Genomic DNA, 20,904 nt, shown 5'->3' on the forward strand with positions numbered 1-20,904 from the left:
TGGGAAAGCCGGGGAACTGCGCGGTTCGTCGTCTGCGAACCGTCTGTGGCTGGTCGCGCAGTTCCCCGCGCCCCTGCGGGGCCGCTCCTGTGGGGCGCTTACCTCAACGCTTGAGGAACTCCTCCAGCGCCTCCACGACGAACCTGTGGTCCTGGAGTTGGGGCAGTCCGCTCACCGTCACCGTGCCGATCACGCCCACGCCCTCAACGTTGATCGGGAACGAGCCGCCGTGGGCCGCGTAGGTGTCGGGGTCCAGGCGGGAGGACTCCTCGAACGTCGTGCCCTTGGCGCGGAAGCGGGTGCCCACCAGGTAGGAGGAGGCGCCGTAGCGCTCGACGACCCGGCGCTTGCGGGCGATCCAGGCGTCGTTGTCGGGCGTCGAACCCGGCAGCGCGGCGTGGAAGAGCTGCTGGCCCGCGCGGTGGATGTCGATGGCCAGCGGGGCCCCGCGTTCCCGGGCCAGTTCGACCAGGAGGGAGCCCAGGGCCCAGGCGTCCTCGTAGGTGAACTGGCGGAAGACCAAGTGGCGTTCCTGGGCCTCCAGTTCCTCCAGCGGCGGAGTGATCTCCGGGTGGAACTTGGGAGTGATCTCGGTGTTGTGCGTCACAGCGTCACCGCCACTGAGTCGCGGGCCGAACGGCGGGCCGCCTCGAGCACGTCGAGGGCGGCGGCCGCTTCGAGGGCGGTCACCGGGTTGGGACCGTCGTCGTTGAGAGCCCTGGTCACGGCCGCATAGTAGGCCGGATAGTCGCCGGGGAGGGTGGGTTCGGGGCGGCCGCCGCCGGTCGGAGGGGCCTCGCCGGCGCCCACCCGGCCCCACAGCGACTCGGGCTCCAGCCCCCAGTCGGGCCCGGGGCGCTCGCCCTCGCGCAGGGCCGCCTCCTGGGGGTCGAGGCCGTACTTGACGTACCCCGCCCGCGAGCCCAGCACCCGGAAGCGCGGGCCGAGTTGGGCCGTCGTGGCGGAGACGTAGAGGTGGGAGCGGACGCCGTTCGCGTGCGTGATCGCGAAGAACGTGTCGTCGTCCGCCTCCGCGCCCGGACGGCGGACGTCCGACTCGGCGTAGACGGTGACGGCCGGGCCGAAGAGCACCAGCGCCTGGTCGACGACGTGGCTTCCGAGGTCGTAGAGGAGACCTCCGATCTCTTCCGGGGCGCCGGACTCCCGCCAGCCGCCCTTGAGTTGGGGACGCCAGCGTTCGAAGCGCGACTCGAAGCGCCATACGTCGCCCAACTCGCCCTCGGCCAGCAGCTTTCGGAGGGTCAGGAAGTCGTTGTCCCAGCGGCGGTTCTGGAAGACGGAGAGGAGGAGACCGCGCTCCTCGGCCAGCGCCGCGAGCTCGCGCGCCTCGGCCGCGGTGCCCGCCACGGGCTTGTCGACGACGACCGGGAGGCCGGCCTTGAGGGCGGCCGTCGCGAGCGGGACGTGCGTCTTGTTCGGGGACGCGATCACGATCAGGTCCAGCTCGGCGGCGCGGTCGAACAGCTCGTCGGGGCTCGCCGCGACCCGCACGTCCGGGAACTCGGCGCGGGCCTGCTCCTGCCGCTCCGGGTTCGAGGTGACCACCGTGTCGAGGACGAGGCCCTCGGTGGCGGCGATCAGCGGGGCGTGGAAGACGGAGCCCGCGAGGCCGTAGCCGACGAGGCCCACACGGAGAGGAGTACGAGTCATGTCCTCCACTTTCGCAACGCTGTTGCCAAAGTGCAAGCGCGGGGGAGAATGGCGGCGTGGACAGGACGAACGAAGCGGCAGTGGCAGCGGCGGGAACGGGAACCGGGCGGGCGAGGGTGCCCGGACCGCCCGCCGGCGCGAACCTGCCCGCTCTGCGCAGCCACAACATGGCGCTCGTCCTCGACCTCCTGCGCACGGCTGCCGCCGAAGGCATCAGCCGGCTCGAACTCGCCGAGCGGACCGGGCTGACCCCGCAGGCCGTCAGCAAGATCACCGCACGGCTGCGGGCCGACGGACTCGCGACGGAGGCCGGCCGCCGCGCCTCGACCGGCGGGAAACCGCGCACGGTGCTGCGGCTCGTGCCCGAGGCGGCACACGCGGTCGGCGTCCACCTGGACCGGGACGAACTGCGCGCGGTCGTGGTCGACCTGACGGGTGCCGTGGTGGGGGAGCTGCGCACCTCGCTGGACCTGGGGTCGGGCGCGGACGCCGTGGTGGGGGCGGTCGCGCGGGAGGTGGAGGGGTTGGTGGGGCGGGCGCTGCGGGGGGCGGGTTCGGCGGCCGACGCACCCCAGCTCCTGAACGCCCCTGCCGGCACCGGCTCCCTCCTCGATACCGGCACCGGCTCCTCCCGCGGCCCCGGCACCGGCACCGCCTCCCTCCTAGGCGTCGGTGTCGCGCTCCCCGGTCCCCTCGACCACACCCGGGGTGTCCTGCACCGCGTCACCGGGTTTCCCGAGTGGGACGGCTTCCCGCTGCGGGACGCGCTCGCGCGGCGGCTCGGGGTGCCGGTCGTCGTCGACAAGGACACCAACGCGGCCGCGCTCGGGCTGGCCGTAGCGGGCGAGGGCGGGTCCTTCGCCTACCTGTATCTCGGTACGGGGCTCGGCGCCGGACTCGTCATCGGCGGGACCGTGCACCGGGGTGTACGGACCGGCGCGGGCGAGTTCGGGCACCAGGTCATCCTGCTGGACGGGCCGCCCTGCGGCTGCGGGAACCGCGGCTGCGTCGAGGCGCTGTGCCTGGGGGCGGTGGCACGGGGCGACGTCGCCGAGGCGGCGCGGGTGCTCGGTGCCGGCGCCGCGAACCTGGCCGGGCTGCTCGACATCGACCTGGTACTGCTCGGCGGCCGCACCGTGGCCACCGCCCCCGAGGCCTTCGTACAGGGCGTGGCAGCCGTCCTCGACGAACGTGCCCGGCGCGTGGGCGAGGACCCGGTACCGGTACGGGTCGCCCCCGGCGGCGGACGGGAGGTCGCACAAGGCGCGGCGCAACTACTGCTGGCACCGCTCTTCGGACGGGCCGACGGATGACTGCACGCGCGCATGCAGCAGAGACGCAGGAGAGATGTAGGAGAGGTGCACGAAAACAGAAGGCATGCAGAAGGCACGCAGGAGACACCATGAAGTACGCGCGCGTGCGCTGATCGAGCGGACTTGAGAGGCCGTACGGAGCGGCACCGCCCCGCGCCCGCCCGCACCCGGCAGGGTCACGTGTCCATGCGACTGTGCACGCCTTTGTCCTTCTGCCTTGCAGCAGCCGCCCTTCTCCCCGCGCCTCCCGCGCACGCGGCGCCCAGACCCGCCTGCGCCGCACCGGACGACCGCCGCTTCCCCCTCACCACCCGCATCCACGACGGCCCCGAGGCCTACGAACCCGGCGGCGGATACGGCACCTGGTATCTGGACCTCACCAACACCACCACCCGGACCTGTGGAAGCATCCACCCGGTCGTGGTGCTCTTCGACGGCAAGAGGGCGCTGAAGCCCTCGCAGCCCCGCCTGGATTTCTACGACGGGGCCCACCCGCTCCCCGTCCGCTTCACGACCACCGACGAGGACGAGCTCGTCGGCGCCTTCGACGACGGCTTTCCCGGCTTCACCGTCGGCCCCAAGAAGACGGTCACCGTGAAGGTCCGCCTGGCGTTCACCTCGGACGCCGTACCCAACGAGGTCACCGCCAACGCCGCCGTCGTCCAGCGCCACAAGGACGACGGCGACTGGGTCGGGCAGTCGAACGACTACTCCTTCCGCGTCACGGACGACCCGGCCTCCGAGCCCGAGACCGGTGCGAGCACGGGTACCAGTCCCGGTCCCACCCCACCCGGCCGCGACCAGGGCCTCCCCTTCGCCGACGAGCTCGCCAGCACCGGCCTCGGCACCCCCGGTGGAGCCCTCGCGGCGCTCGCCGCCCTCCTCGTCACCGCGGGCGCGCTGCTGCTGGCCCGGAGGTCGCGGTCACGGAGGCGCGGCTGAACCGGCGCCGATCAGGATCTCGGCCATTCCCCCAAGATCCGGGCAGTGTTTAGGCTGGGCCCACGCAGCATCGCGTACATGCGTACGGCAGGAGATCCCGCACATGGCAGAACGCAGGCCCATCGAGTCGTGGCTCACCGACATGGACGGTGTGCTCATCCACGAGGGCGTGCCGATCCCCGGCGCCGACGCCTTCCTCAAGAAGTTGCGCGAGTCCGGCCGGCCTTTCCTGGTCCTCACCAACAACTCGATCTACACCCCGCGCGACCTGCACGCCCGGCTGCGGCGCATGGGGCTCGACGTGCCGGTCGAGGCCATCTGGACCTCGGCGCTCGCCACCGCCCAGTTCCTGGACGACCAGCGGCCCGGCGGCTCGGCGTACGTCATCGGCGAGGCGGGGCTGACCACCGCGCTGCACGACATCGGGTACATCCTCACGGACCACGAGCCGGACTACGTCGTGCTCGGCGAGACGCGGACGTACTCCTTCGAGGCCATGACCAAGGCCGTACGGCTCATCCAGGGCGGCGCCCGCTTCATCGCCACCAACCCCGACGAGACCGGGCCCTCCACCGAGGGCCCGCTGCCCGCGACCGGAGCCGTCGCCGCGCTGATCACCAAGGCGACCGGCAAGAAGCCGTACTTCGCGGGCAAGCCGAACCCGCTGATGATGCGGACCGGGCTCAACGCCATCGGGGCGCACTCCGAGACCAGCGCGATGATCGGCGACCGCATGGACACCGACGTGCTGGCCGGCATGGAGGCCGGGATGCAGACGTTCCTGGTGCTCACGGGGCTGACCCGGCCCGAGCAGGTCGAGGACTTCCCGTACCGGCCGTCCAAGGTCGTCGACTCGATCGCGGACCTCGTCGACCGGATCTGAAACCGTTCGTGACCCATATGGAGCAGTGAGGCCTCGCTGCGGATGCGGGGCCCCTGCCCGAGGGGGAGCCTCCAGGTATCTGGAGGTTTTCACGATGGGCTCACTACGTCTCACTCTCTGCACAGGGCTCCTGGCCGCCTGCGCCCTCACCCCGGCGGCGCACGCGGCGGACGGGAGCGGAGGCGGTGTCTCGGTGACCCCGTCGTCCCCCGCCCCGGGCGCCGACATCGCGCTCCGGGTGACCGGGTGCTCCGCGAGGACGGCCACCGCCGCGTCCACCGCGTTCGTCGCGGACGTACAGCTCGCGGGCGCCGACGGCACCCTCGCCGGGGACAGCCGGGTCCGCGCCTCGGCCCAGCCCGGCTCCTACGAGGTGAAGATCAGCTGCGCCGAGTTCGTGATCCAGAGCAAGATCACCGTCGTATCGCAGTCCGAGCAGTCGCAGCAGTCGGAGTCCCGGCCGCAGTCGGAGTCCCACCAGCCGTCTCAGTCGCAGTCGCACTCGCAGACCTCTGCCCTATCCGACACCCCGGCGTCCCCCGTCGCCCCCGTCCACGCGGGCGGTGGTGGTACCGCGCACTTCGCCTCCGTGGACGTCCGTGGGGCCGGGCCCGGTACGGGGCAGGCGGTCACCGGGCTCGTTCTCGCGGGTGTCGCCGCGGCCGCTGTGGCGCTGCTGAGCGCGCGCCGGGGCCGCGGACGGGACTGACCCGATGTCCGACCACGAGCGTTCCTCCGGCTCCGGACGCCTCCTGATGGGCCTGGCCTGGGTGGTGTTGCTGCTCGGGCTGTGGCTGTGGGGGCGGCAGGTGACGGACGTACGGCAGGGCGTAGCGGCACCCACCACCGGCGACATGGCGGCGGCCGGACGGCCGCCGGACGCGGAACTGCCGCCCGCGGCACGCCCGTTGGGGCCCGCGCTGCCGCTGCGCATCGACATTCCCGAGCTGGGCGTCCAGGCGCCCGTGGTGGCCCGCGGTCTCGACGGGCAGGGGGCGGTCGATCCGCCGCCCTTCGACCAGGCGGGCGTCGTCGGCTGGTACGCGGCCGGCGTCAGGCCCGGGGCCGCGGGGGCCGCGCTGATGGTGGGGCATGTCGACACCGAGACCCGGCCCGCCGTCTTCTACAAGCTGAGCGTGCTGCGGCCCGGCGAGACGATCCGTGTGATCCGCGACGACGGCAGGGTCGCCGAGTTCACCGTCGACGACGTCCAGGTCCAGGGCCGCGACCGCTTCGACGCCCGGCAGGCCTACGGACAGCACCGGGCGGGCCGCGCGGAGCTGCGGCTGATCACCTGCGGGGGCACCTTCGACCGCGCCAGCCACACCTACACGGCGAACGTGATCGTCTCGGCATACCTCACCGGAAGCGGTCTCTGAACCCACCCCCACCGGGCCCCATCCGCACCTGGCCCGGTCGACGGCCTGCTCCCCCCGGAGCCGCCGACCGGGCTGGTCCTCAACCGCGGGCGCACGAGCTGCGGGAGTAACCCGGCGACCGGCGCGGGAGGTTCAGGGGTCCACAGTGGTATGACGGGCCGGGGGCTGGGGCCGTCTGAGTAGACTCTAGTTCGGATGAGCGTTGGAGCCTAGGGGCTGAATGACGCCAGGTTCCGTTACGGTGGCTCTCCGTCATACGCGCTGGTGAATTCGGGTTCTACGATGGCCTTCCGGACGGGCCCGGTGCCTCCCGGCGCAGCTCGGCGTCGTCCGCCACCCGCTCGATCACCGTCTGCGCGACCCGGTCCAGCGGCAGTTGGCGCCGCCGCGCGTACTGCCTCAGCGCCACGAACGCCTGGTCGGCCCCGACGCCCCAGCGCTCGGCGAGCATGCCCTTGGCCTGCTCGATGCTGACCCGGCTGGAGAGCGCTTCCTGCAACTGCCGTGCCAGAGTGCGGTATTGCGTGTACGAGCGGTGGTTCTGCAGCCCGACGGCCGTGGCGTCGGCGAGGGCCTGGGCCACCAGTACGTCGGACCCGTAGCCGTGCGGGGAGCCGTTCGGCAGGGTCGGCACGAACACGTTGAGGGCGCCGAGCAGCGTCTCGCGGCGGCGCAGCGGGACCGCGAAGGTCCCCGCGATGTCGTGTCCGAGGGCCCGCTCGGTGAAGTCCGGCCAGCGGGCGTCCGCGTGGGCCACCCGGATCGAGACGGGCGGGACCGGCTTGCCGGAACCGTAGCTCTCGAGGCAGGGGCCGCCGCCGTGCTGGGCCGCGAGCAGGTCGAGCGCCACCTCCTCCTGCCGGCTGCTGCCCGCCATCGACACCGTCCGGCCGTCGTCGATGAGCATGATCCCGACCGCCCGCGCGGCCAGCAGCTCCACGCAGTGATCGGCCACGCGCCGGAGGTGGGCCGTGGCGTCGAAGCCCTCGGCGAGGGTGTCGGCCGCTGCCACCAGTGCCGTTGCCAGCCGGAGTTCCCGGGTGCTGTGGTGCATGACCGCGCACTCCCCTTCCCCCTGCCGCACGCCTTTGCCCAGATGTGCGCCTGCCCCAACCATCGTGCTGTAACAGCTCACCGACAAGGCTCGGGCGATCTCGTGGGCGCCGCGGGGCGTATGTCAGGATTGGCACTTGGACCGGTGCACCCAAGGGGGAGTTGGATGTACGGCATGAGGGGGGCCGGAGTGAGGGTTTCCGTGGCGGTGCTGGGGGCGGCGCTGCTCGTCGCGGGGTGTTCCTCCGGAGGTGACGGCGACAAGGACAAGAACGCCGGCGCGAAGATCACCCAACAGCCCAAGGAGAGCGACCCGTTCTGGGTCAACCCGGACGGCAACGCGGCACGGCAGGTGGAGGCCTACGCGAAGTCCGGCAAGGACGACGACGCCGAGCAGATCCGCAAGATCGCCGAGCAGCCGACCGGCGAGTGGATCGGGCCGGAGAATCCCGAGCAGGAGGCGCAGGGCTTCACCGAGGCCGCCGACAAGGCCGGCCGCACCGCGCTCCTGGTGCTCTACAACATCCCGCACCGCGACTGCGGCCAGTACTCGCAGGGCGGCGCGGCCGACGGCAACGCCTACCGCGCCTGGATCGACGGCGTGGCGGCGGGCATCGGGGACCGCGCGACCACGGTGATCCTCGAACCGGACGCCATCCTGCACCTGGTGGACGGCTGCACACCGGAGGAGTTCCACGAGGAGCGCTACGACCTCCTCAAGGGCGCCGTCACCAAGCTCAAGTCCCTGAAGAACACCAAGGTCTACCTGGACGCGGGCAACGCCGGCTGGGGCCACCCCGACCAGATCTACGAGCCCCTCCAGTGGGCGGGCATCGCCCAGGCCGACGGCTTCGCGGTCAACACCTCCAACTTCTACTCGACCCAGGACTCCATCGCGTACGGCAAGCAGCTGTCCGCGAAGGTGGGCAAGAAGCACTTCGTCATCGACACGAGCCGCAACGGCAAGGGCCCGTACAAGGGCGGCGACGCGGACGAACGCTGGTGCAACCCCCCGGGCCGATCCCTGGGGGAGTCCCCGACGACGAAGACGTCGGACCCCCTGGTGGACGCCTACCTGTGGGTCAAGCGCCCGGGGGAGTCGGACGGCACCTGCAAGGGAGGCCCGAAGGCGGGCCAGTGGTGGGCGAGTTATGCACTCGCCCTTGCCAAGGGCACCAATTAGCTACGGCACCTTGACCCACTGCGCCTTACTGGGCGTCCCCTGATCGTCGTCCACGAACACCATGTACCAGCCGGACTGCACGAGGTTCTTGTTCTTCGGCACGGTCACCGTGATCTTGTTCCCGGAGGTCTTGAAGTCCAGCGCGATCGACCGCTGATCCACATCCGTGACGTGGGTCGACGCGCTGGGCCTGATCAGCCGCACCTTCTTGATGGCGGAGGCCTGCGGTGAGGTGAACGTCCCCGTGCCGCCCCGGGCGATGGTCTGCGGCCCGCCCGAGAGCGAGGGCCGCGAATCCCGGTACAGATACGGCGGCGTGTACATCTCGATCCGCTGCTCGAACTTCCCCGGCTTCGTGTCCGCCTTGTCGGCGTACAGCGAGTCGGACCCGAAGAACATCACGCGGCCGTCCGGCAGAAGGATCGACCCCGAGTGGTAGTTGCGCCCCACCAGCGGATCGGCGACCTTCTCGAACGAGTTCGTGTCCGGGTGATACAGCCGCGCCTGCAGGATGTTGGAGTCACCGCGCCCGCGATAGTCCTCCGAGCCGCCCGACACCAGCACCGAGTCGTCCGGCAGGATCGAGGACTGCGGATACCGCGTGCCCTTCTCCAGCGTCGGCCCGTCCGTGAACCTCGGGTTCTTGTCCTTCAGGTCGATCAGCCGCGTCTTGTTGCTGGACGCCTTGGACTCACCGACCCCGCCGCCACCGATCACCATGAACTTCTCGTCCTGCGCCGGAGGCAGCAGCACCGTGCCGGACGTCTCCATCTCGTTGGCGTCGCTCAGCCCGGGCAGCTTGGTGAACTTGTTCGTGGGGACATCCCAAATACCCGGAACACGGCCGACGTTGTCCGGCCCGTACCCCGCGTTCGACCCCGAGTAGAAGATCTTGCTGTTCTGCATCAGGAACAGCGCCGGGTACGTCGGGAACTGGCGGATCGTCGACGTGTACGTCCACTTCTTGGTCTTCGGGTCGAAGATCTCGTTCTTGCCGGGCACCAACTGCCCGATGTCGTCGAGGCCGGAGACGCTGAGGATCTTGCCGTCGCTCAGGGTGGTGAGCGTCGGATACCAGCGGGCCTCGTTCATCGGGTCGACCTTGATGTACTTCTCGGCGATCGGATCGAACTCGAAGGCGTCCCGGATCCCCTGGAAGTCCTTCTTGTCGAGGGCGAGCTTCTGCGCGATGCCGTACGTGTTGCGCGCGTCGGTGCCGGTCAGCCCCTGGATGCGGTAGTTGTCCTGGGTACCCGTCTCGTACTTGGTGCCGCTCTTCTTCGCCTCGACGTAAATACGGCCCAGACCGGGGTCGTTGCGCAGGAACTTCCCTGTCTTCTTGTCGAAGACCTTCTTCGCGCGCGGGACGAGAACGGGGTCCTTCGACACGAAGGTCTGGCCGTTCTCCTTGCCCGTGAACTTGGTGCCCGCGGGCAGCGTGATCGGCTCGTCCGGGTTCTCGTTGTGGACCACCATCAGGCCACCGGCCTTGGTGACGTCGCCCTTCAGCTTCTCGTACCGCTTGGTGCCGCCCGCGATCAGCAGATTGCCGTTGGCGAGCTGCGTGTGGCCGGTGCAGAAGAGGTCCTTCGGCGTCGGGATCTTCTTGATCGTGCCCTTGACCGGGTCCCAGATCCGGGTGTCGAACTTCTTCGCGTCGAAGTTGTCCTGGTTGTTGCCCGAGCCGGCGATCAGCAGCACCTTGCCGGTGCGCAGAAGTGCCGCGTGGATGGTGTCCTGGCGGTACTCCTTCGGGAACTCGATGATGTCCCAGTGCCCGTTGTCCGCTTTGTACTCGGGTCTGTTGATCTGGTACTGGTGGTATTTCTCGGTCCCGAAGCGGTAGAGCCACGGCCCGTTCATCCCGGCCAGCGCGAGCACCACCGCCGTGCCGATCGCGAGTCGACGGGCGCGGCGGCGGCCTGCACGGTCGTTCATTCCTTACGTCCCCCAAATCCACCAAGAGCGATCTGCATCGTCTGGTCATTGCCCCCGCCCGGGCCCCCACTCGAGGCGGCCCAGCTGGGCTTCTGCCCCGAGCCGTGCGGCGCGTGCTGCGCCGGCAGCGGCTGGGGCTGGTACGCCGTCGCGGGCACCGCGGAGTCCTGCGGCTCCGGCTGGACCGGCGTGGGCGGCTGCTTCTTCGCCTTCCGCAGCGAGTACCGCCAGGCGAAGATCGGCGACGCGGTGATCAGCAGGGCGAACGTGGCCCAGGTGATCATCGCCGGGTGCGAGTGCCCGAGTGTGAAGCCGGCGGCGATCGAGCCGGCGAAGACCAGGATGAAGAACAGGTGGATCCGGAAGGTCCCGAACAGCGTGTCCGGGCTGGCCGAGTCGCCCTTGGGCGTCACCACGAACTTGCTCTTGCGGCGCAGCACGGTGTCCATGAGCGAGCGGGCGTAGATCGGCGCCGAGAGGGCCGACATCACCATGCCCGCCACGCCGCCGGAGCCCTCGGGCTCGTGCGGGGAGACGTTGTGCCGACGGTTCCAGATGTAGAGGCCGATCTGCAGCGCGGACGCGTTGCCGTACAGCATCAGCCAGACCGTGGGGTCGATGTTCACACCCGAGGCGCCCAGGCCCAGGAACAGCGCACAACTCAGCGCCGCCAGGATCCAGTTGAGAGCCGACATCGGGTAGAAGATGATCATCATGGTGTAGTTGAAGAGCTTGCCCGGAGGCAGGGAGTACCAGCCCTTCCAGTACTGCTTCAGGATCGTCTCGTACGTGCCCCGCGACCAGCGCAGCTGCTGCGTGAAGAAGTCCGTCCAGGCACCCGGGCCCTCACCGACGGCGAGCACGTCCGGCGTGTAGACCGAGCGCCACTTCCTGCCCGTGGCCGGATTCCTGTGCCGGTGGATCTCGAAGCCGGTGGCCATGTCCTCGGTGATCGAGTCGTACAGGCCGCCGATCTGCTTGAGTGTCTTGATCCGTACGGCATTCGACGTACCCACGAACATGGGGGAGCCGTACTTGTTTCCGGCGCGCTGGATGAGCGCGTGGAAGAGGAACTGCTGCGACTCCGCGGCCTTGGTGATGGGGTTGTCGTAGTTGCCGTACACCTGCGGGCCGATGACGAAGCCGACGTCCGGGTCGCGGAAGAAACCGAGCATCCGCTCCAGGTAGTTGGGCAGCGGCACGTGGTCGGTGTCGACGGAGGCGAAGAAGTCGTAGGCGTCGCCGTGCTGCTCGAGCCAGGCGTTGTAGTTGCCGTGCTTGGTCTTGGCGCGGTGCGGGCCCTTGGGGCGGTTCCACTTCTCGACTCCCTTGCGGGAGAAGTGGTGCACGCCCAGGCGCGCGCAGACCGCCTTCACCTCGGCGTCGTCGCCCTCGTCCAGGAGCCAGATGTGCAGAAGCCCCCGGTGGCGCAGCCTGACGGCCGCCTCCAGGGTCTTCGTCACCATCTCCAGGGGTTCCTTGCCGGGCACGTACGTCGTGATGAACGCGACTCTCGTGCCGGTCTCGGGCACCACCGGGATCGGGTCGCGGGCGACCAGGGTGGCGTGCGCGTTGGACAGCACGTTCATGCAGCGGAAGAACTCGATCAGACCGATCGAGACGAGCATCACGATGTCCAGCGCCGGCAGGAAGTCGAAGGCGGGATAGTCGCGTTCGGTCCAGTGCTCCGGCTGCATCAGCCAGCCGAGCAGGATCAGCGAGAGCAGCGGAGCGGCGCCCAGCATGAGCGCGGCGCGCAGACGGTGCTGCTCCTGCGAGAGCAGCGAGCGGTACTGCACCTTGTACGGCTTGTTCGGGTCGGGCTGCGTGAGGGGGCCGGCCAGCCGGCTGTAGTGCTCGTAGTCGTATCTCGGCAGGTTCTTCTTGATCCGGCGGAACGTACCTGTCTGGCTGTTGCGGTGCGCAGGCACCCTGAGCTGGGTGGTTTCTGACGGGTCGAAGTTCTGCCGGGCGCCCGTCGGCGTCGACGTCATGAGTCATCCCCCCACACACGGGGTCACCCGCGTGTTGTGTCGGTTCCTTCCGCCCGTGTCGAGTCCCCCTCGACTCTTCACAGACGTATCAGTGGTGGGCCGCAGTCACCACACTTCGCACACGTAAGACATGGAACCGCGACCTTCCGGTTGCATGATGCCCCCCTCGGCATCGACTCGTGAACGGGGCCCCCTATCCCCGCAGACCCGGCAACCGCTTACTAGACCCCCAACTGCCGCGTATCCGCAGCATCTTGAAAAACAGGGTTCTACGGCGTTCATCATGATCGCAAGATGCGAAACGCGGTGTTTACCGGTCATACGCGTTCATTGTGGCGCGTGTGGGGGTCCTGTGGATGCGTTGTGGACAGCCGGGCGCGGATGTTTCCGAAGTGCTCCCTTATGGCCTCCTCCGCTCTGATCGAGTCGCCGGACCGCACCGCGTCGAGGATGTCCCGGTGCTGCCGGCAGGTGACCCTGGGGTCCTGCGGCACGCCTCCCAGATCCGTCTGTACACGGTGGAAGGCGTCCCAGAACGCCTCCAGGACCTCGCCGAGCAGCACGTTGTCCAGCCCTCGGTACAGGGTGGCGTGAAAGGCACGGTCGGTGTCCGCGAGACCGGCGCCTCCTTGCGCGGCCTGGTGTTCCATACGGTTCACCAGTGCATCGAGTTCAACGAGGTCCGCTTCCGGGATCCGCCCCGCGAGCCGGGAGACGAGCCCCGTCTCCACCGCCTCGCGCAGTTCGAGCAACTGGAGGAGGGAGTCCTCTCCCCTGTAGTGCCCGGCGACCGTGCGGAAGGCGAGGCCCTCGATCATCGGGGCCAGCGACATCGGGCCGACATACGTCCCGAAGCCGTGCCGGATCTCCACGATGCCCATCGCCTGCAGCGCCTTCAGCGCCTCGCGCACCGAGTTCCGGCTCGCCCCCAGGAACAACATCAGTTCCGGCTCGGTCGGCAGCGGGGCCCCGGAGGGCAGCCTGCGGTCGATGATGAGCTTCTTGATCCGCTCTTGAAGGTCACGCGCTGCCATGGCGAGAGGGTATCCGGCCAAACGAGGGGTGCCCCCAGTTCCGGACAGTCTGTTTTCCGGCCACGCGAAAGGCCCCCCGCTTCCGCGGAGGGCCTCCAGCGGTATCGGCTGAGGGGTGCCGCTCACGCCCGCGGCCACCGGGTGCCGGGCCGAGGGGGTGTGGGTGGCGAAGCCCCCGCCGCCCGCGGCTGTGCCGTGCAGAACATGACGATGGCGAGGTGCGTTCGCGCTTTCTGCGAACGAGCCTCGCCATCGTCATCGGTGCGCCGCCAGGGACTCGAACCCCGGACCCGCTGATTAAGAGTCAGCTGCTCTAACCAACTGAGCTAGCGGCGCCTGCTGACGCGGCAACTCTACCGGACGTCCGGGGGTGCTTCCGACCACTGGTGACCTGTGCGCGGCCCCGGTCCCGGACGGGCCTTGTACATCATTCGGACCGTCAACATGCGCGTCGGGAAGACGGTTGGGAAACTGATCAACGTGCACAGGAGCGGTGATATCCATCTGGAGTGTGAGGGGAATCGCATGGCGACTCCGGTATTCGAGGAATTCGATCCGGCGGGCGACTGCGACTGCCCCGGGTGCGCGCACTGGCGCCGAGTCCTTCCGTATTCACGGGCGGGGCGGCACCCGGCCGCCCGCCGGGCCGTGATCGTGGCGGCGGCCGCGTCCGCGGCCCTCGGCGCGGGGCATGTGGCACCGGCGCTCGCGGCCCCGTACGCACCGCCCGGCCCGGGCGTCCCCGCAGGTGACGAGCCCAGTACCCCGCAGGGCACCAAGGCCCCGCTGCACGGCCGGGGCGGGCAGCCGGTCAAGCCCAAGGGTGCGCTCAGGGTGCCCGCGACGACCCGCGCGGAGATCATCAACCGGGCCAGGAAATGGGTCGACGCACGGGTGCCGTACAGCATGAGCGAGTACTGGACCGACGGTTACCGGCAGGACTGCTCGGGCTTCGTCTCGATGGCCTGGGGACTGACCGGAAACGAATGGACGGGCAGCCTCGGCCAGTACGGGACGCAGATTGCCAAGGAGGAACTGGAGCCCGGCGACATTCTGCTGTTCCACAATCCGGCGGACCCGCAGAAAGGCTCGCACGTCGTCATTTTCGGCGGCTGGACGGACTACACGCACACCTACTACATCGCCTACGAGCAGACGCCCCCGCACGCCCGCCGGCAGGCCACCCCGTACGCCTACTGGAACAACTCCGACCGCTACGTCCCCTACCGGTACAAGGGACTCGCGGCGGACGCGGCGGAGGCGCAGCCGACTGCGCCCGGGGGTGCGAACCCGAGTGTGCCGGCCGATCCGAAGCCCGCGACGCCGTATCCGGGAGCGGCGTATTTCGGCCCCGGCGCGAACAACAAGTACGTCACCCAGCTCGGGCAGATGCTCGTCGCGCGCGGCGCCCGGCCCTTCTACACGTCGGGCCCCGGCCCGCGCTGGTCCGACGCGGACCGCCGGGCCACCCAGGCCTTCCAGCAGGCCCAGGGCTGGAAGGACGGGGACGCGGACGGGCTGCCGGGGGCGCACACCTGGGAGCTGCTGGTCTCCGGGAAAGGCAAGTCCATCGCGGCGGCGGGGGCGTCGGGCCCGCCCGCGTCCCATGGGGTGGACGGCTATCCGGGGCGGGCCCTGTTCCGGCCCGGTGCGAACAACGAGTTCGTCACCCGGCTGGGAGAGCGGCTGGTGAAGAAGGGGTTCGGCAAGTACTACACGGCCGGGCCGGGGCCGCGTTGGGGCGAGGCGGACCGGCGCAACGTCGAGGCCTTCCAGCGCTCCCAGGGGTGGCGGGGCGGCGCGGCGGACGGCTGTCCGGGACCGGAGACCTGGAGGCGCCTCTTCTCCTGAGCGTGAGCGGTTCTGTTCGACCCATCTGTTGTGACGCATCTGGCGCGGAGGCTGGAGGCACGCATGAGTACGACGACCACGTCACAGACACCCGAGTCCGAGGGGCCGGGCAGACCCGGTCGCCTCATCCAGAACGAGGCGACCACCGAGATCCCCGTACACCTGCTGTTCCGCGACGACCCGGACCCGGTGTCCGTGCCGCTCAGGCCGACGGTCGTCGGCCGGCGGCAGGGAACGGGCGAACAGCCGCGGTTCCGGCGCCCGGCGCCGGCGAAGCCACGGACCGCGCCGCAGGTCGACCCCGAGCTGGGCGAGCGGCCCGCCCGGGTGCTGCCCGGAACGGTGGGCGTGCTGGCCGGCGCCTGCGGGGCGGCCGGATGCGCTGCCACCTCGTGGTGGGCCGGCGTCCTGCCGCCGCTCGTGGTGGCGGCACTGCGGCTGCCGGCGTACGCGGGGGCCGGGCTCGGTCCCGTGCAGTGGGCGGCCTATGCGGGCGCCGGGGCACTGGGGGTGTTCGGGTTCGGCGGACTGGCCCGCGGCCGGACCGGACGGGCCTGGGTGCTCGGGCTGTTCGGCCGCTACCGGGGGACCGTCCGGCGCACCGGCCTGATGTGGGTCAACCCCCTGCTGCTGCGCCGCCGGGTCGACGTACGGCTGCGGCACTGGCGCAGCGAGCCGATGCCCGCGGCCGACGGCAACGGGGTGGCGCTGCGGGTGGTCGTGCTGGTGGTCTGGAGGGTGCGCGACACCGCACGGGCGGTACTGGGCATCGAGGATCACGAGACCTATCTGCGCGAGTGCGTGGAGGCGGCCCTCGCCCGCGTGCCCGTGGAGACGCCCGGCGGGGCTGGGGGATCGGTCGACATGGCCGGGGACGCGCTGACCCGGCTAACCGCGGCGGACGCGGCACCGGTCGGGCTCGAGGTGTTCTCGGTGCAGCCGGTCCGGGTCGAGTACGCGCCCGAGGTCGCCGCCGCGATGCACCGTCGCCGTATCGCCGCGCTGGACGCTCAGCACCGGGCGAGTGTGGTCACGTCGGTCGTGGACTCGGTGGAGGACACGGTGACGCGGCTGACCATGCGCGGGCTCGTAGAGCTGGACGACTACGAACGCAAGGCGCTGGTCAAGGACTTGACGGTCGCCTTCTGCGCCGGGCGCGGGGAACAGGGGCCGTGATTGGTATGGACATGGTCAAAGAACCGCAATAATCTGAAGCTTGGTCTAGACCTGCACGCCTCACGGAACTTCCCCCACGTTCTCCAGGAGCGGCAGCATGCGCAAAAAGACCAAGTGGTACGCCGCCGTGGTGGGGCTCGCCACCGCCGGAGCCTTCGTGCTCTCCTCCGGCGGCGCGAGCAGCCACGGCTACACCGACCTCCCCGTCAGCCGGCAGAAGGTCTGCCAGAACGGCACCGTGACCAACTGCGGCGACATCCAGTGGGAGCCGCAGAGCGTCGAGGGCCTCAAGGGCTTCCCGGCCGCAGGACCGGCCGACGGCGCCCTGTGCTCCGGCGGCAACTCGCGCTTCTCCCAGCTCGACAGCGCGAAGACACCGTCGGGCGGCGCCTGGCCCACCACCAGGGTGACGGGCGGTCAGAGCTACACGTTCCGGTGGCAGTTCACCGCCATGCACGCCACCACCGACTTCAAGTACTACGTCACCAAGCAGGGCTGGAACCAGAACCACAACCTGGCCCGCTCCGACCTCAACACCACACCGTTCCTGACGGTCCCGTACAACGGGCAGCGTCCCCCGGCCACCCTCTCCCACAGCGGCACCCTGCCGTCCGGGCTGAGCGGCCACCACGTGATCCTCGCGGTGTGGACGATCGCGGACACGGGCAACGCGTTCTACGCCTGCTCGGACGTCACCTTCTGACCCGGCCTTCTCGACCGGCCCGGGCAGGGCCCGCGTGCGCCGGGAGGCTCGGTCCCGGCGCACGTGAGTCCGGAACGCCCGGATGGATCTCTGAGCCTTTCTTGAGCGAATCCGGCCCCGGCCGCGGGTACTTTCCTGACACGCCCTACCGATGGGTAGTGCGTATCTGAGACCGGGGGACCCCATGGACGCGTTCTTCTACCTCTTCCCCAGCCTGATCATGGCGGGCGTCCTCTTCGCGGCGTACCGCGTGGTGCGCCGCTGGCTGCAGGTGCGCGGCGCCTGGAACAGCGGGCTCACCGCCCAGGGCCGCTGTCTGCGGATGTTTACGACGACCCATGGCGGAGGCAACGACACCTCCGTGCGCACGACCCTCCACCACGTCTACGAGTTCACCACCCGCGACGGCCGTGCGATCCGCTTCGAGGAGGAGGACGGCCCGGCGACCCACCTGGAGGGCGACCTCGTCACCGTCTACTACAAGGACGGCCAGAACGTGGTGGCCACGGCTCACGAGCCGCGCCGCGCCAAGCAGGCGGCGCAGATGTTCGGGATCCTGGCGTTCTTCGGGGTGATCGTTGTGTTCTGCATCGGTTTCATGGTCACGTACCACACGATGTCCTCCGGGTCGGACGTCCCAGGGTTCTCCATGATGCCGTAGCAATCTGACGATACGTCAACTACCGTGCGCCCCCATGGAGTCCACCAGGCGCACGGTCGCGGAACTGGTAGCCGAGCGGTGGGGTGACCGTCGCCCCGGCCTGTGGTGCGAGGAGCGCGTGCTCACCCATCACGAGGTGGCCGCCGGCGCCGCGGCCAGGGCGGCCCTGCTGGCCGATCTGCTGCCGCCCGGCGCCGAGCCGCACGTGGGTGTGCTGCTCGACAACACCCCTGAATACCCCATGTGGTTGGGCGCGGCGGCGCTGGCGGGAGCCGCGGTCGCCGGGATCAACCCCACCCGCCGGGGTCCGGAGCTGGCCCGCGACATCCTGCACACCGAGTGCCGGACCGTCATCACCGAGCGCGCCCACCTCTCCCTTCTCACCGGCCTCGAACTCCCCGGCGTACGCCTTCTGTTGACCGACACCGAGGAGTACGACGACCTCCTCGCGTCGTATACGGGCGCCGAGCCGGACGCCTCCCGGGCCACCCCCGACGACCGCCTCCTGCTGTACTTCACCTCCGGCTCGACCGGCGCCCCCAAGGCCGCGATCTGCACCCAGGGCCGACTGGCCGCCGCCGGCCGCTCCCTGGTCGGCCAGTTCGGGGTGAGCCGCGACGACGTGCACTACGTCTGCATGCCGATGTTCCACGGCAACGCGGTGATCGCCGACTGGGCGCCCGCGCTGGCGGCCGGAGCGGGCGTGGCGCTGCGGCGGCGCTTCTCGGCCTCGGGGTTCCTGGCGGACGTACGGACGTACGGGGCGACGTACTTCACGTATGTGGGGCGGGCCGTGCAGTACGTCCTGGCCACCGAGGAGCGCGCCGACGACCGGGACAATCCCCTGCGGCTCGGCTTCGGCACCGAGGCGGGGGCGGTGGACGCGGCGGCCTTCGAGCGGCGGTTCGGGGTGCGGCTGGTGGAGGGGTACGGGTCGTCGGAGGGCGGCGCGGCCGTGCAGTGGTCGCCGGGGACACCGTGCGGTGCGGTCGGGCGGGCGGCGCCCGGGCTCGCCGTACTCGATCCGGAGACGCGCGAGGAGTGTCCGCCCGCGGTGTTCGACGCGGCCGGGCGGCTGCTCAACGGGGCCGAGTCCATAGGGGAGTTGGTGAACCGGGGGCCCAACCCCTTCGAGGGGTACTGGCGCAACCCCGGGGCGGAGGCCGAGCGACGGCACGACGGCTGGTACTGGACCGGCGACCTCTTCTACCGGGACGCCGACGACTACCTCTACTTCGCCGGCCGCACCGACGACCGCCTCCGCGTCGACGGCGAGAACCTGGCCGCTGCGATGATCGAGAACATCCTCGCCCGGTACGAGGGTGCGGCCGCCGTCGCCGTCTACGCGGTGCCGGACCCGGTCACCGGTGACCAGGTGATGGCGACGGTCGCGGGGAGCTTCGATCCGGTGGGCTTCGCCGACTTCCTGGCCGCCCAGCCCGATCTCGGGACGAAGATGGCGCCCCGGTTCGTGCGGGTCGTGGAGCGGATGCCGGTCACGGCGACGAACAAGATCCACCGCGCGGGGCTGAGGAAAGAGGGGTTCCGGTGTGCCGATCCGGTGTGGTGGCGGCCGCCGGGGGAGGGCTCGTACCGGAGGCTGACCCGGGAGGACGCCGAAGGGCCCCTCGTTTCCACGAGAGGCCCAGCATGAGGGGGTGTGGGTGGCGGAGCCCGCACTATGCGCGGCGAAGCCGCGCAGACACGACGAAGGCGGCTTGGGTTCGCGCTTTCTGCGAACCCAAGCCGCCATCGTCATTGTGCGCCGCCAGGGACTCGAACCCCGGACCCGCTGATTAAGAGTCAGCTGCTCTAACCAACTGAGCTAGCGGCGCATGACTCTCGCCGTCCGCTTGATCTGTGTCTCGCGGGCGGCGACGAAGAAAATAGTACCCGGTCCGGAAGGGTGCTCGGAACCACTGGTCGGGGCTGCCGACCAGGGCTGTCGACCCGTGCCGTCTAGTGCCCCAACAGGCAACGTTCGCCCGGTCGCGACGCCGGGCACGCTCCCCCACTGCCTTAAGGGCGTGGGAGGTGCCCCCACTCGCCGCACCGGCCGAAAGCCCAAGTACGTCCAGTACGAGGGCTTCCAGCCGGCACGCCGAGAGCACGCACCGGACGCCGCTCCTTTCGGGCAAACGTTGCCTGCCGGGGCACTAGATCGCCAGGGACAGCAGCACCGGCGCCGCGTTCCGGTTCAGGGCGTCCGCGGCCTGGCGCAGGCGGTGGGCGTCCTCGACCGGGAGGGAGAGGGCCAGGCAGCCGACCGAGGAGCCCGCGCTGATCGGGACGGCCGCGCAGACCGTGCCGACCGCGTACTCCTGGAGGTCGAGGTGGGGCACGGTGGGCGGCTGGGTATCCAGGCGGGAGAGCAGGAGCTTGTCGCTGGTGATGGTGCGCGAGGTGAGGCGGGCCATCTTGTGGCGGGAGAGGTGGTCGCGTCGGCTGTTGTGGTCGAGCTGGCCGAGCAGACTCTTGCCGATCGCGGTGGCGTGCGCCGAGTAGCGGAAGTCGACCCACTCGTTGACCACCGGGGTCGTGGGCCCGTCGGCGTACTGGGCGATCTTGACCTCGCCGTCCACGTACCGGCTCAGGTACACGGCGGCGCCCACCGAGTCGCGCAGCCGGTCCAGGGTGCGCTGGAGCTTTTCGCGCAGGGCCTCTTCCCGGCCCTGCGCGGAGCCGAGTCGGGTGAGGGCGTCCCCGGTGACGTACGCCCCGTCGGTGATCTGCTCCACGTAGCCCTCGCGACGCAGCATCCGCAGGAGCGTGGTCAGTCGCTCCGGGGTGAGGCCGGTGAGCCGGGCGAGCTCGGTGTCGGTGATTCCGGTGGTGTGCCGTGCCACGGTCTCCAGGACGCGCAGGGCGTCCTGGGCCGAGTGGTACGGCGCGGTCGGCTCGTGCTTCAGCGCCACGGTGGATCCCCCTGCGCTCGCTCTACAGCTGGGCCGTAATCCGGACAGCGAATCTCTTCCACGATAACGGCCAAGAGGCCTGTTGTGAGCGGTTGTTGACGAGATTACGACCCCTTCGCACCGCTCTCAACAGGGACTCAGGCACGCTGGCATATGCCAGTGCCACGACCCGACGCCCGGACCTCGAAGGTTGAACCGCGTTCAACCC

The 20,904-nt window shown here is 70.2% G+C and carries 18 protein-coding genes and 2 tRNA genes; 11 read left to right on the forward strand and 9 right to left on the reverse strand.

The features are described from left to right. Nucleotides 1-103: 103 nt before the first annotated feature. Nucleotides 104-607: a heme-degrading domain-containing protein gene (locus tag OG303_RS30750; protein WP_405872414.1), complete on the reverse strand. Its 504-nt coding sequence runs from the start codon at nucleotides 605-607 to the stop codon at nucleotides 104-106. Continuing rightward, nucleotides 604-1,671 carry a Gfo/Idh/MocA family oxidoreductase gene (locus OG303_RS30755; protein ID WP_405872415.1) on the reverse strand — a complete coding sequence of 356 codons (1,068 nt, stop codon included), beginning with the start codon at nucleotides 1,669-1,671 and terminating at the stop codon, nucleotides 604-606. The genes OG303_RS30750 and OG303_RS30755 overlap by 4 nt, the downstream gene beginning before the upstream one ends. Before the next feature lie 80 nt (nucleotides 1,672-1,751). On the opposite strand from OG303_RS30755, the gene OG303_RS30760 reads away from it, so the two are divergent. The 5 genes from OG303_RS30760 to OG303_RS30780 all read left to right on the forward strand — a co-directional run bounded on the left by OG303_RS30760 (nucleotide 1,752) and on the right by OG303_RS30780 (nucleotide 6,188). Continuing rightward, nucleotides 1,752-2,984: an ROK family protein gene (locus OG303_RS30760; RefSeq protein WP_405877570.1), complete on the forward strand. Its 1,233-nt coding sequence runs from the start codon at nucleotides 1,752-1,754 to the stop codon at nucleotides 2,982-2,984. 186 nt (nucleotides 2,985-3,170) lie between these two features. Further along, entirely contained in the window at nucleotides 3,171-3,926 is a 756-nt protein-coding gene (locus tag OG303_RS30765; protein ID WP_405877572.1) for a hypothetical protein, read from the forward strand. Between the two features lie 103 nt (nucleotides 3,927-4,029). Beyond that, a complete protein-coding gene (locus OG303_RS30770; protein WP_405872416.1) occupies nucleotides 4,030-4,809 on the forward strand; it encodes an HAD-IIA family hydrolase in 780 nt (259 codons plus the stop codon). 94 nt (nucleotides 4,810-4,903) lie between these two features. Continuing rightward, on the forward strand, nucleotides 4,904-5,518 hold the full coding sequence (locus OG303_RS30775) for a hypothetical protein (protein ID WP_405872418.1): 615 nt from the start codon (nucleotides 4,904-4,906) through the stop codon (nucleotides 5,516-5,518). 4 nt (nucleotides 5,519-5,522) lie between these two features. After that, on the forward strand, nucleotides 5,523-6,188 hold the full coding sequence (locus OG303_RS30780; RefSeq protein ID WP_405872419.1) for a class F sortase: 666 nt from the start codon (nucleotides 5,523-5,525) through the stop codon (nucleotides 6,186-6,188). Between the two features lie 277 nt (nucleotides 6,189-6,465). On the opposite strand, the gene OG303_RS30785 is transcribed toward OG303_RS30780, so the two are convergent. Beyond that, the gene (locus OG303_RS30785; protein WP_405872420.1) at nucleotides 6,466-7,242 is read right to left on the reverse strand and encodes an ANTAR domain-containing protein; all 777 of its coding nucleotides are present in this window, start codon (nucleotides 7,240-7,242) and stop codon (nucleotides 6,466-6,468) included. A 165-nt stretch (nucleotides 7,243-7,407) separates the two neighbouring features. Between OG303_RS30785 and OG303_RS30790 the strand changes: the two genes are divergently transcribed. Then, nucleotides 7,408-8,424, forward strand: coding sequence for a glycoside hydrolase family 6 protein (locus OG303_RS30790; RefSeq protein WP_405872421.1), 1,017 nt, complete (start codon nucleotides 7,408-7,410; stop codon nucleotides 8,422-8,424). On the opposite strand, the gene OG303_RS30795 is transcribed toward OG303_RS30790, so the two are convergent. The 4 genes from OG303_RS30795 to OG303_RS30810 all read right to left on the reverse strand — a co-directional run bounded on the left by OG303_RS30795 (nucleotide 8,425) and on the right by OG303_RS30810 (nucleotide 13,726). Then, entirely contained in the window at nucleotides 8,425-10,362 is a 1,938-nt protein-coding gene (locus tag OG303_RS30795) for a galactose oxidase-like domain-containing protein (RefSeq protein WP_405872423.1), read from the reverse strand. Then, the gene (locus OG303_RS30800) at nucleotides 10,359-12,356 is read right to left on the reverse strand and encodes a glycosyltransferase family 2 protein (RefSeq protein WP_405872425.1); all 1,998 of its coding nucleotides are present in this window, start codon (nucleotides 12,354-12,356) and stop codon (nucleotides 10,359-10,361) included. Before OG303_RS30800 ends, OG303_RS30795 begins: the two co-directional genes overlap by 4 nt. A gap of 317 nt (nucleotides 12,357-12,673) precedes the next feature. Next, nucleotides 12,674-13,390 carry a FadR/GntR family transcriptional regulator gene (locus OG303_RS30805; RefSeq protein ID WP_405872427.1) on the reverse strand — a complete coding sequence of 239 codons (717 nt, stop codon included), beginning with the start codon at nucleotides 13,388-13,390 and terminating at the stop codon, nucleotides 12,674-12,676. A gap of 262 nt (nucleotides 13,391-13,652) precedes the next feature. Beyond that, nucleotides 13,653-13,726, reverse strand: a tRNA-Lys gene (locus tag OG303_RS30810). A gap of 189 nt (nucleotides 13,727-13,915) precedes the next feature. On the opposite strand from OG303_RS30810, the gene OG303_RS30815 reads away from it, so the two are divergent. The 5 genes from OG303_RS30815 to OG303_RS30835 all read left to right on the forward strand — a co-directional run bounded on the left by OG303_RS30815 (nucleotide 13,916) and on the right by OG303_RS30835 (nucleotide 19,435). Next, nucleotides 13,916-15,241 (forward strand): peptidoglycan-binding protein, encoded by a 1,326-nt coding sequence (locus tag OG303_RS30815; protein WP_405872428.1) that lies wholly within the window; start codon nucleotides 13,916-13,918, stop codon nucleotides 15,239-15,241. Between the two features lie 63 nt (nucleotides 15,242-15,304). After that, nucleotides 15,305-16,417 (forward strand): SPFH domain-containing protein, encoded by a 1,113-nt coding sequence (locus OG303_RS30820; protein ID WP_405872430.1) that lies wholly within the window; start codon nucleotides 15,305-15,307, stop codon nucleotides 16,415-16,417. 97 nt (nucleotides 16,418-16,514) lie between these two features. Beyond that, nucleotides 16,515-17,120 carry a lytic polysaccharide monooxygenase gene (locus tag OG303_RS30825; protein WP_405872431.1) on the forward strand — a complete coding sequence of 202 codons (606 nt, stop codon included), beginning with the start codon at nucleotides 16,515-16,517 and terminating at the stop codon, nucleotides 17,118-17,120. A gap of 184 nt (nucleotides 17,121-17,304) precedes the next feature. Beyond that, nucleotides 17,305-17,781 (forward strand): DUF3592 domain-containing protein, encoded by a 477-nt coding sequence (locus tag OG303_RS30830; RefSeq protein ID WP_405872432.1) that lies wholly within the window; start codon nucleotides 17,305-17,307, stop codon nucleotides 17,779-17,781. A gap of 34 nt (nucleotides 17,782-17,815) precedes the next feature. Next, on the forward strand, nucleotides 17,816-19,435 hold the full coding sequence (locus tag OG303_RS30835) for an AMP-binding protein (RefSeq protein ID WP_405872434.1): 1,620 nt from the start codon (nucleotides 17,816-17,818) through the stop codon (nucleotides 19,433-19,435). Nucleotides 19,436-19,542: 107 nt separating this feature from the next. On the opposite strand, the gene OG303_RS30840 is transcribed toward OG303_RS30835, so the two are convergent. Both OG303_RS30840 and OG303_RS30845 read right to left on the reverse strand, forming a co-directional pair. After that, nucleotides 19,543-19,616: transfer RNA gene (locus tag OG303_RS30840), tRNA-Lys, on the reverse strand. Nucleotides 19,617-19,937: 321 nt separating this feature from the next. After that, nucleotides 19,938-20,696, reverse strand: coding sequence for an IclR family transcriptional regulator (locus tag OG303_RS30845; RefSeq protein ID WP_405872436.1), 759 nt, complete (start codon nucleotides 20,694-20,696; stop codon nucleotides 19,938-19,940). Nucleotides 20,697-20,904: the final 208 nt, after the last annotated feature.

It is taken from the genome of Streptomyces sp. NBC_00005 (genome assembly GCF_045160215.1).
Taxonomy (GTDB): domain Bacteria; phylum Actinomycetota; class Actinomycetes; order Streptomycetales; family Streptomycetaceae; genus Streptomyces.

Bases quoted from the DNA above. Each gene is read 5' to 3' on its own strand.
- OG303_RS30755 (WP_405872415.1), bottom strand. From the start codon at position 1,671: ATGACTCGTACTCCTCTCCGTGTGGGCCTCGTCGGCTACGGCCTCGCG.
- OG303_RS30765 (WP_405877572.1), top strand. From the start codon at position 3,171: ATGCGACTGTGCACGCCTTTGTCCTTCTGCCTTGCAGCAGCCGCCCTT.
- OG303_RS30770 (WP_405872416.1), top strand. From the start codon at position 4,030: ATGGCAGAACGCAGGCCCATCGAGTCGTGGCTCACCGACATGGACGGT.
- OG303_RS30775 (WP_405872418.1), top strand. From the start codon at position 4,904: ATGGGCTCACTACGTCTCACTCTCTGCACAGGGCTCCTGGCCGCCTGC.
- OG303_RS30780 (WP_405872419.1), top strand. From the start codon at position 5,523: ATGTCCGACCACGAGCGTTCCTCCGGCTCCGGACGCCTCCTGATGGGC.
- OG303_RS30785 (WP_405872420.1), bottom strand. From the start codon at position 7,242: ATGCACCACAGCACCCGGGAACTCCGGCTGGCAACGGCACTGGTGGCA.
- OG303_RS30790 (WP_405872421.1), top strand. From the start codon at position 7,408: ATGTACGGCATGAGGGGGGCCGGAGTGAGGGTTTCCGTGGCGGTGCTG.
- OG303_RS30795 (WP_405872423.1), bottom strand. From the start codon at position 10,362: ATGAACGACCGTGCAGGCCGCCGCCGCGCCCGTCGACTCGCGATCGGC.
- OG303_RS30800 (WP_405872425.1), bottom strand. From the start codon at position 12,356: ATGACGTCGACGCCGACGGGCGCCCGGCAGAACTTCGACCCGTCAGAA.
- OG303_RS30805 (WP_405872427.1), bottom strand. From the start codon at position 13,390: ATGGCAGCGCGTGACCTTCAAGAGCGGATCAAGAAGCTCATCATCGAC.
- OG303_RS30815 (WP_405872428.1), top strand. From the start codon at position 13,916: ATGGCGACTCCGGTATTCGAGGAATTCGATCCGGCGGGCGACTGCGAC.
- OG303_RS30820 (WP_405872430.1), top strand. From the start codon at position 15,305: ATGAGTACGACGACCACGTCACAGACACCCGAGTCCGAGGGGCCGGGC.
- OG303_RS30825 (WP_405872431.1), top strand. From the start codon at position 16,515: ATGCGCAAAAAGACCAAGTGGTACGCCGCCGTGGTGGGGCTCGCCACC.
- OG303_RS30830 (WP_405872432.1), top strand. From the start codon at position 17,305: ATGGACGCGTTCTTCTACCTCTTCCCCAGCCTGATCATGGCGGGCGTC.
- OG303_RS30835 (WP_405872434.1), top strand. From the start codon at position 17,816: ATGGAGTCCACCAGGCGCACGGTCGCGGAACTGGTAGCCGAGCGGTGG.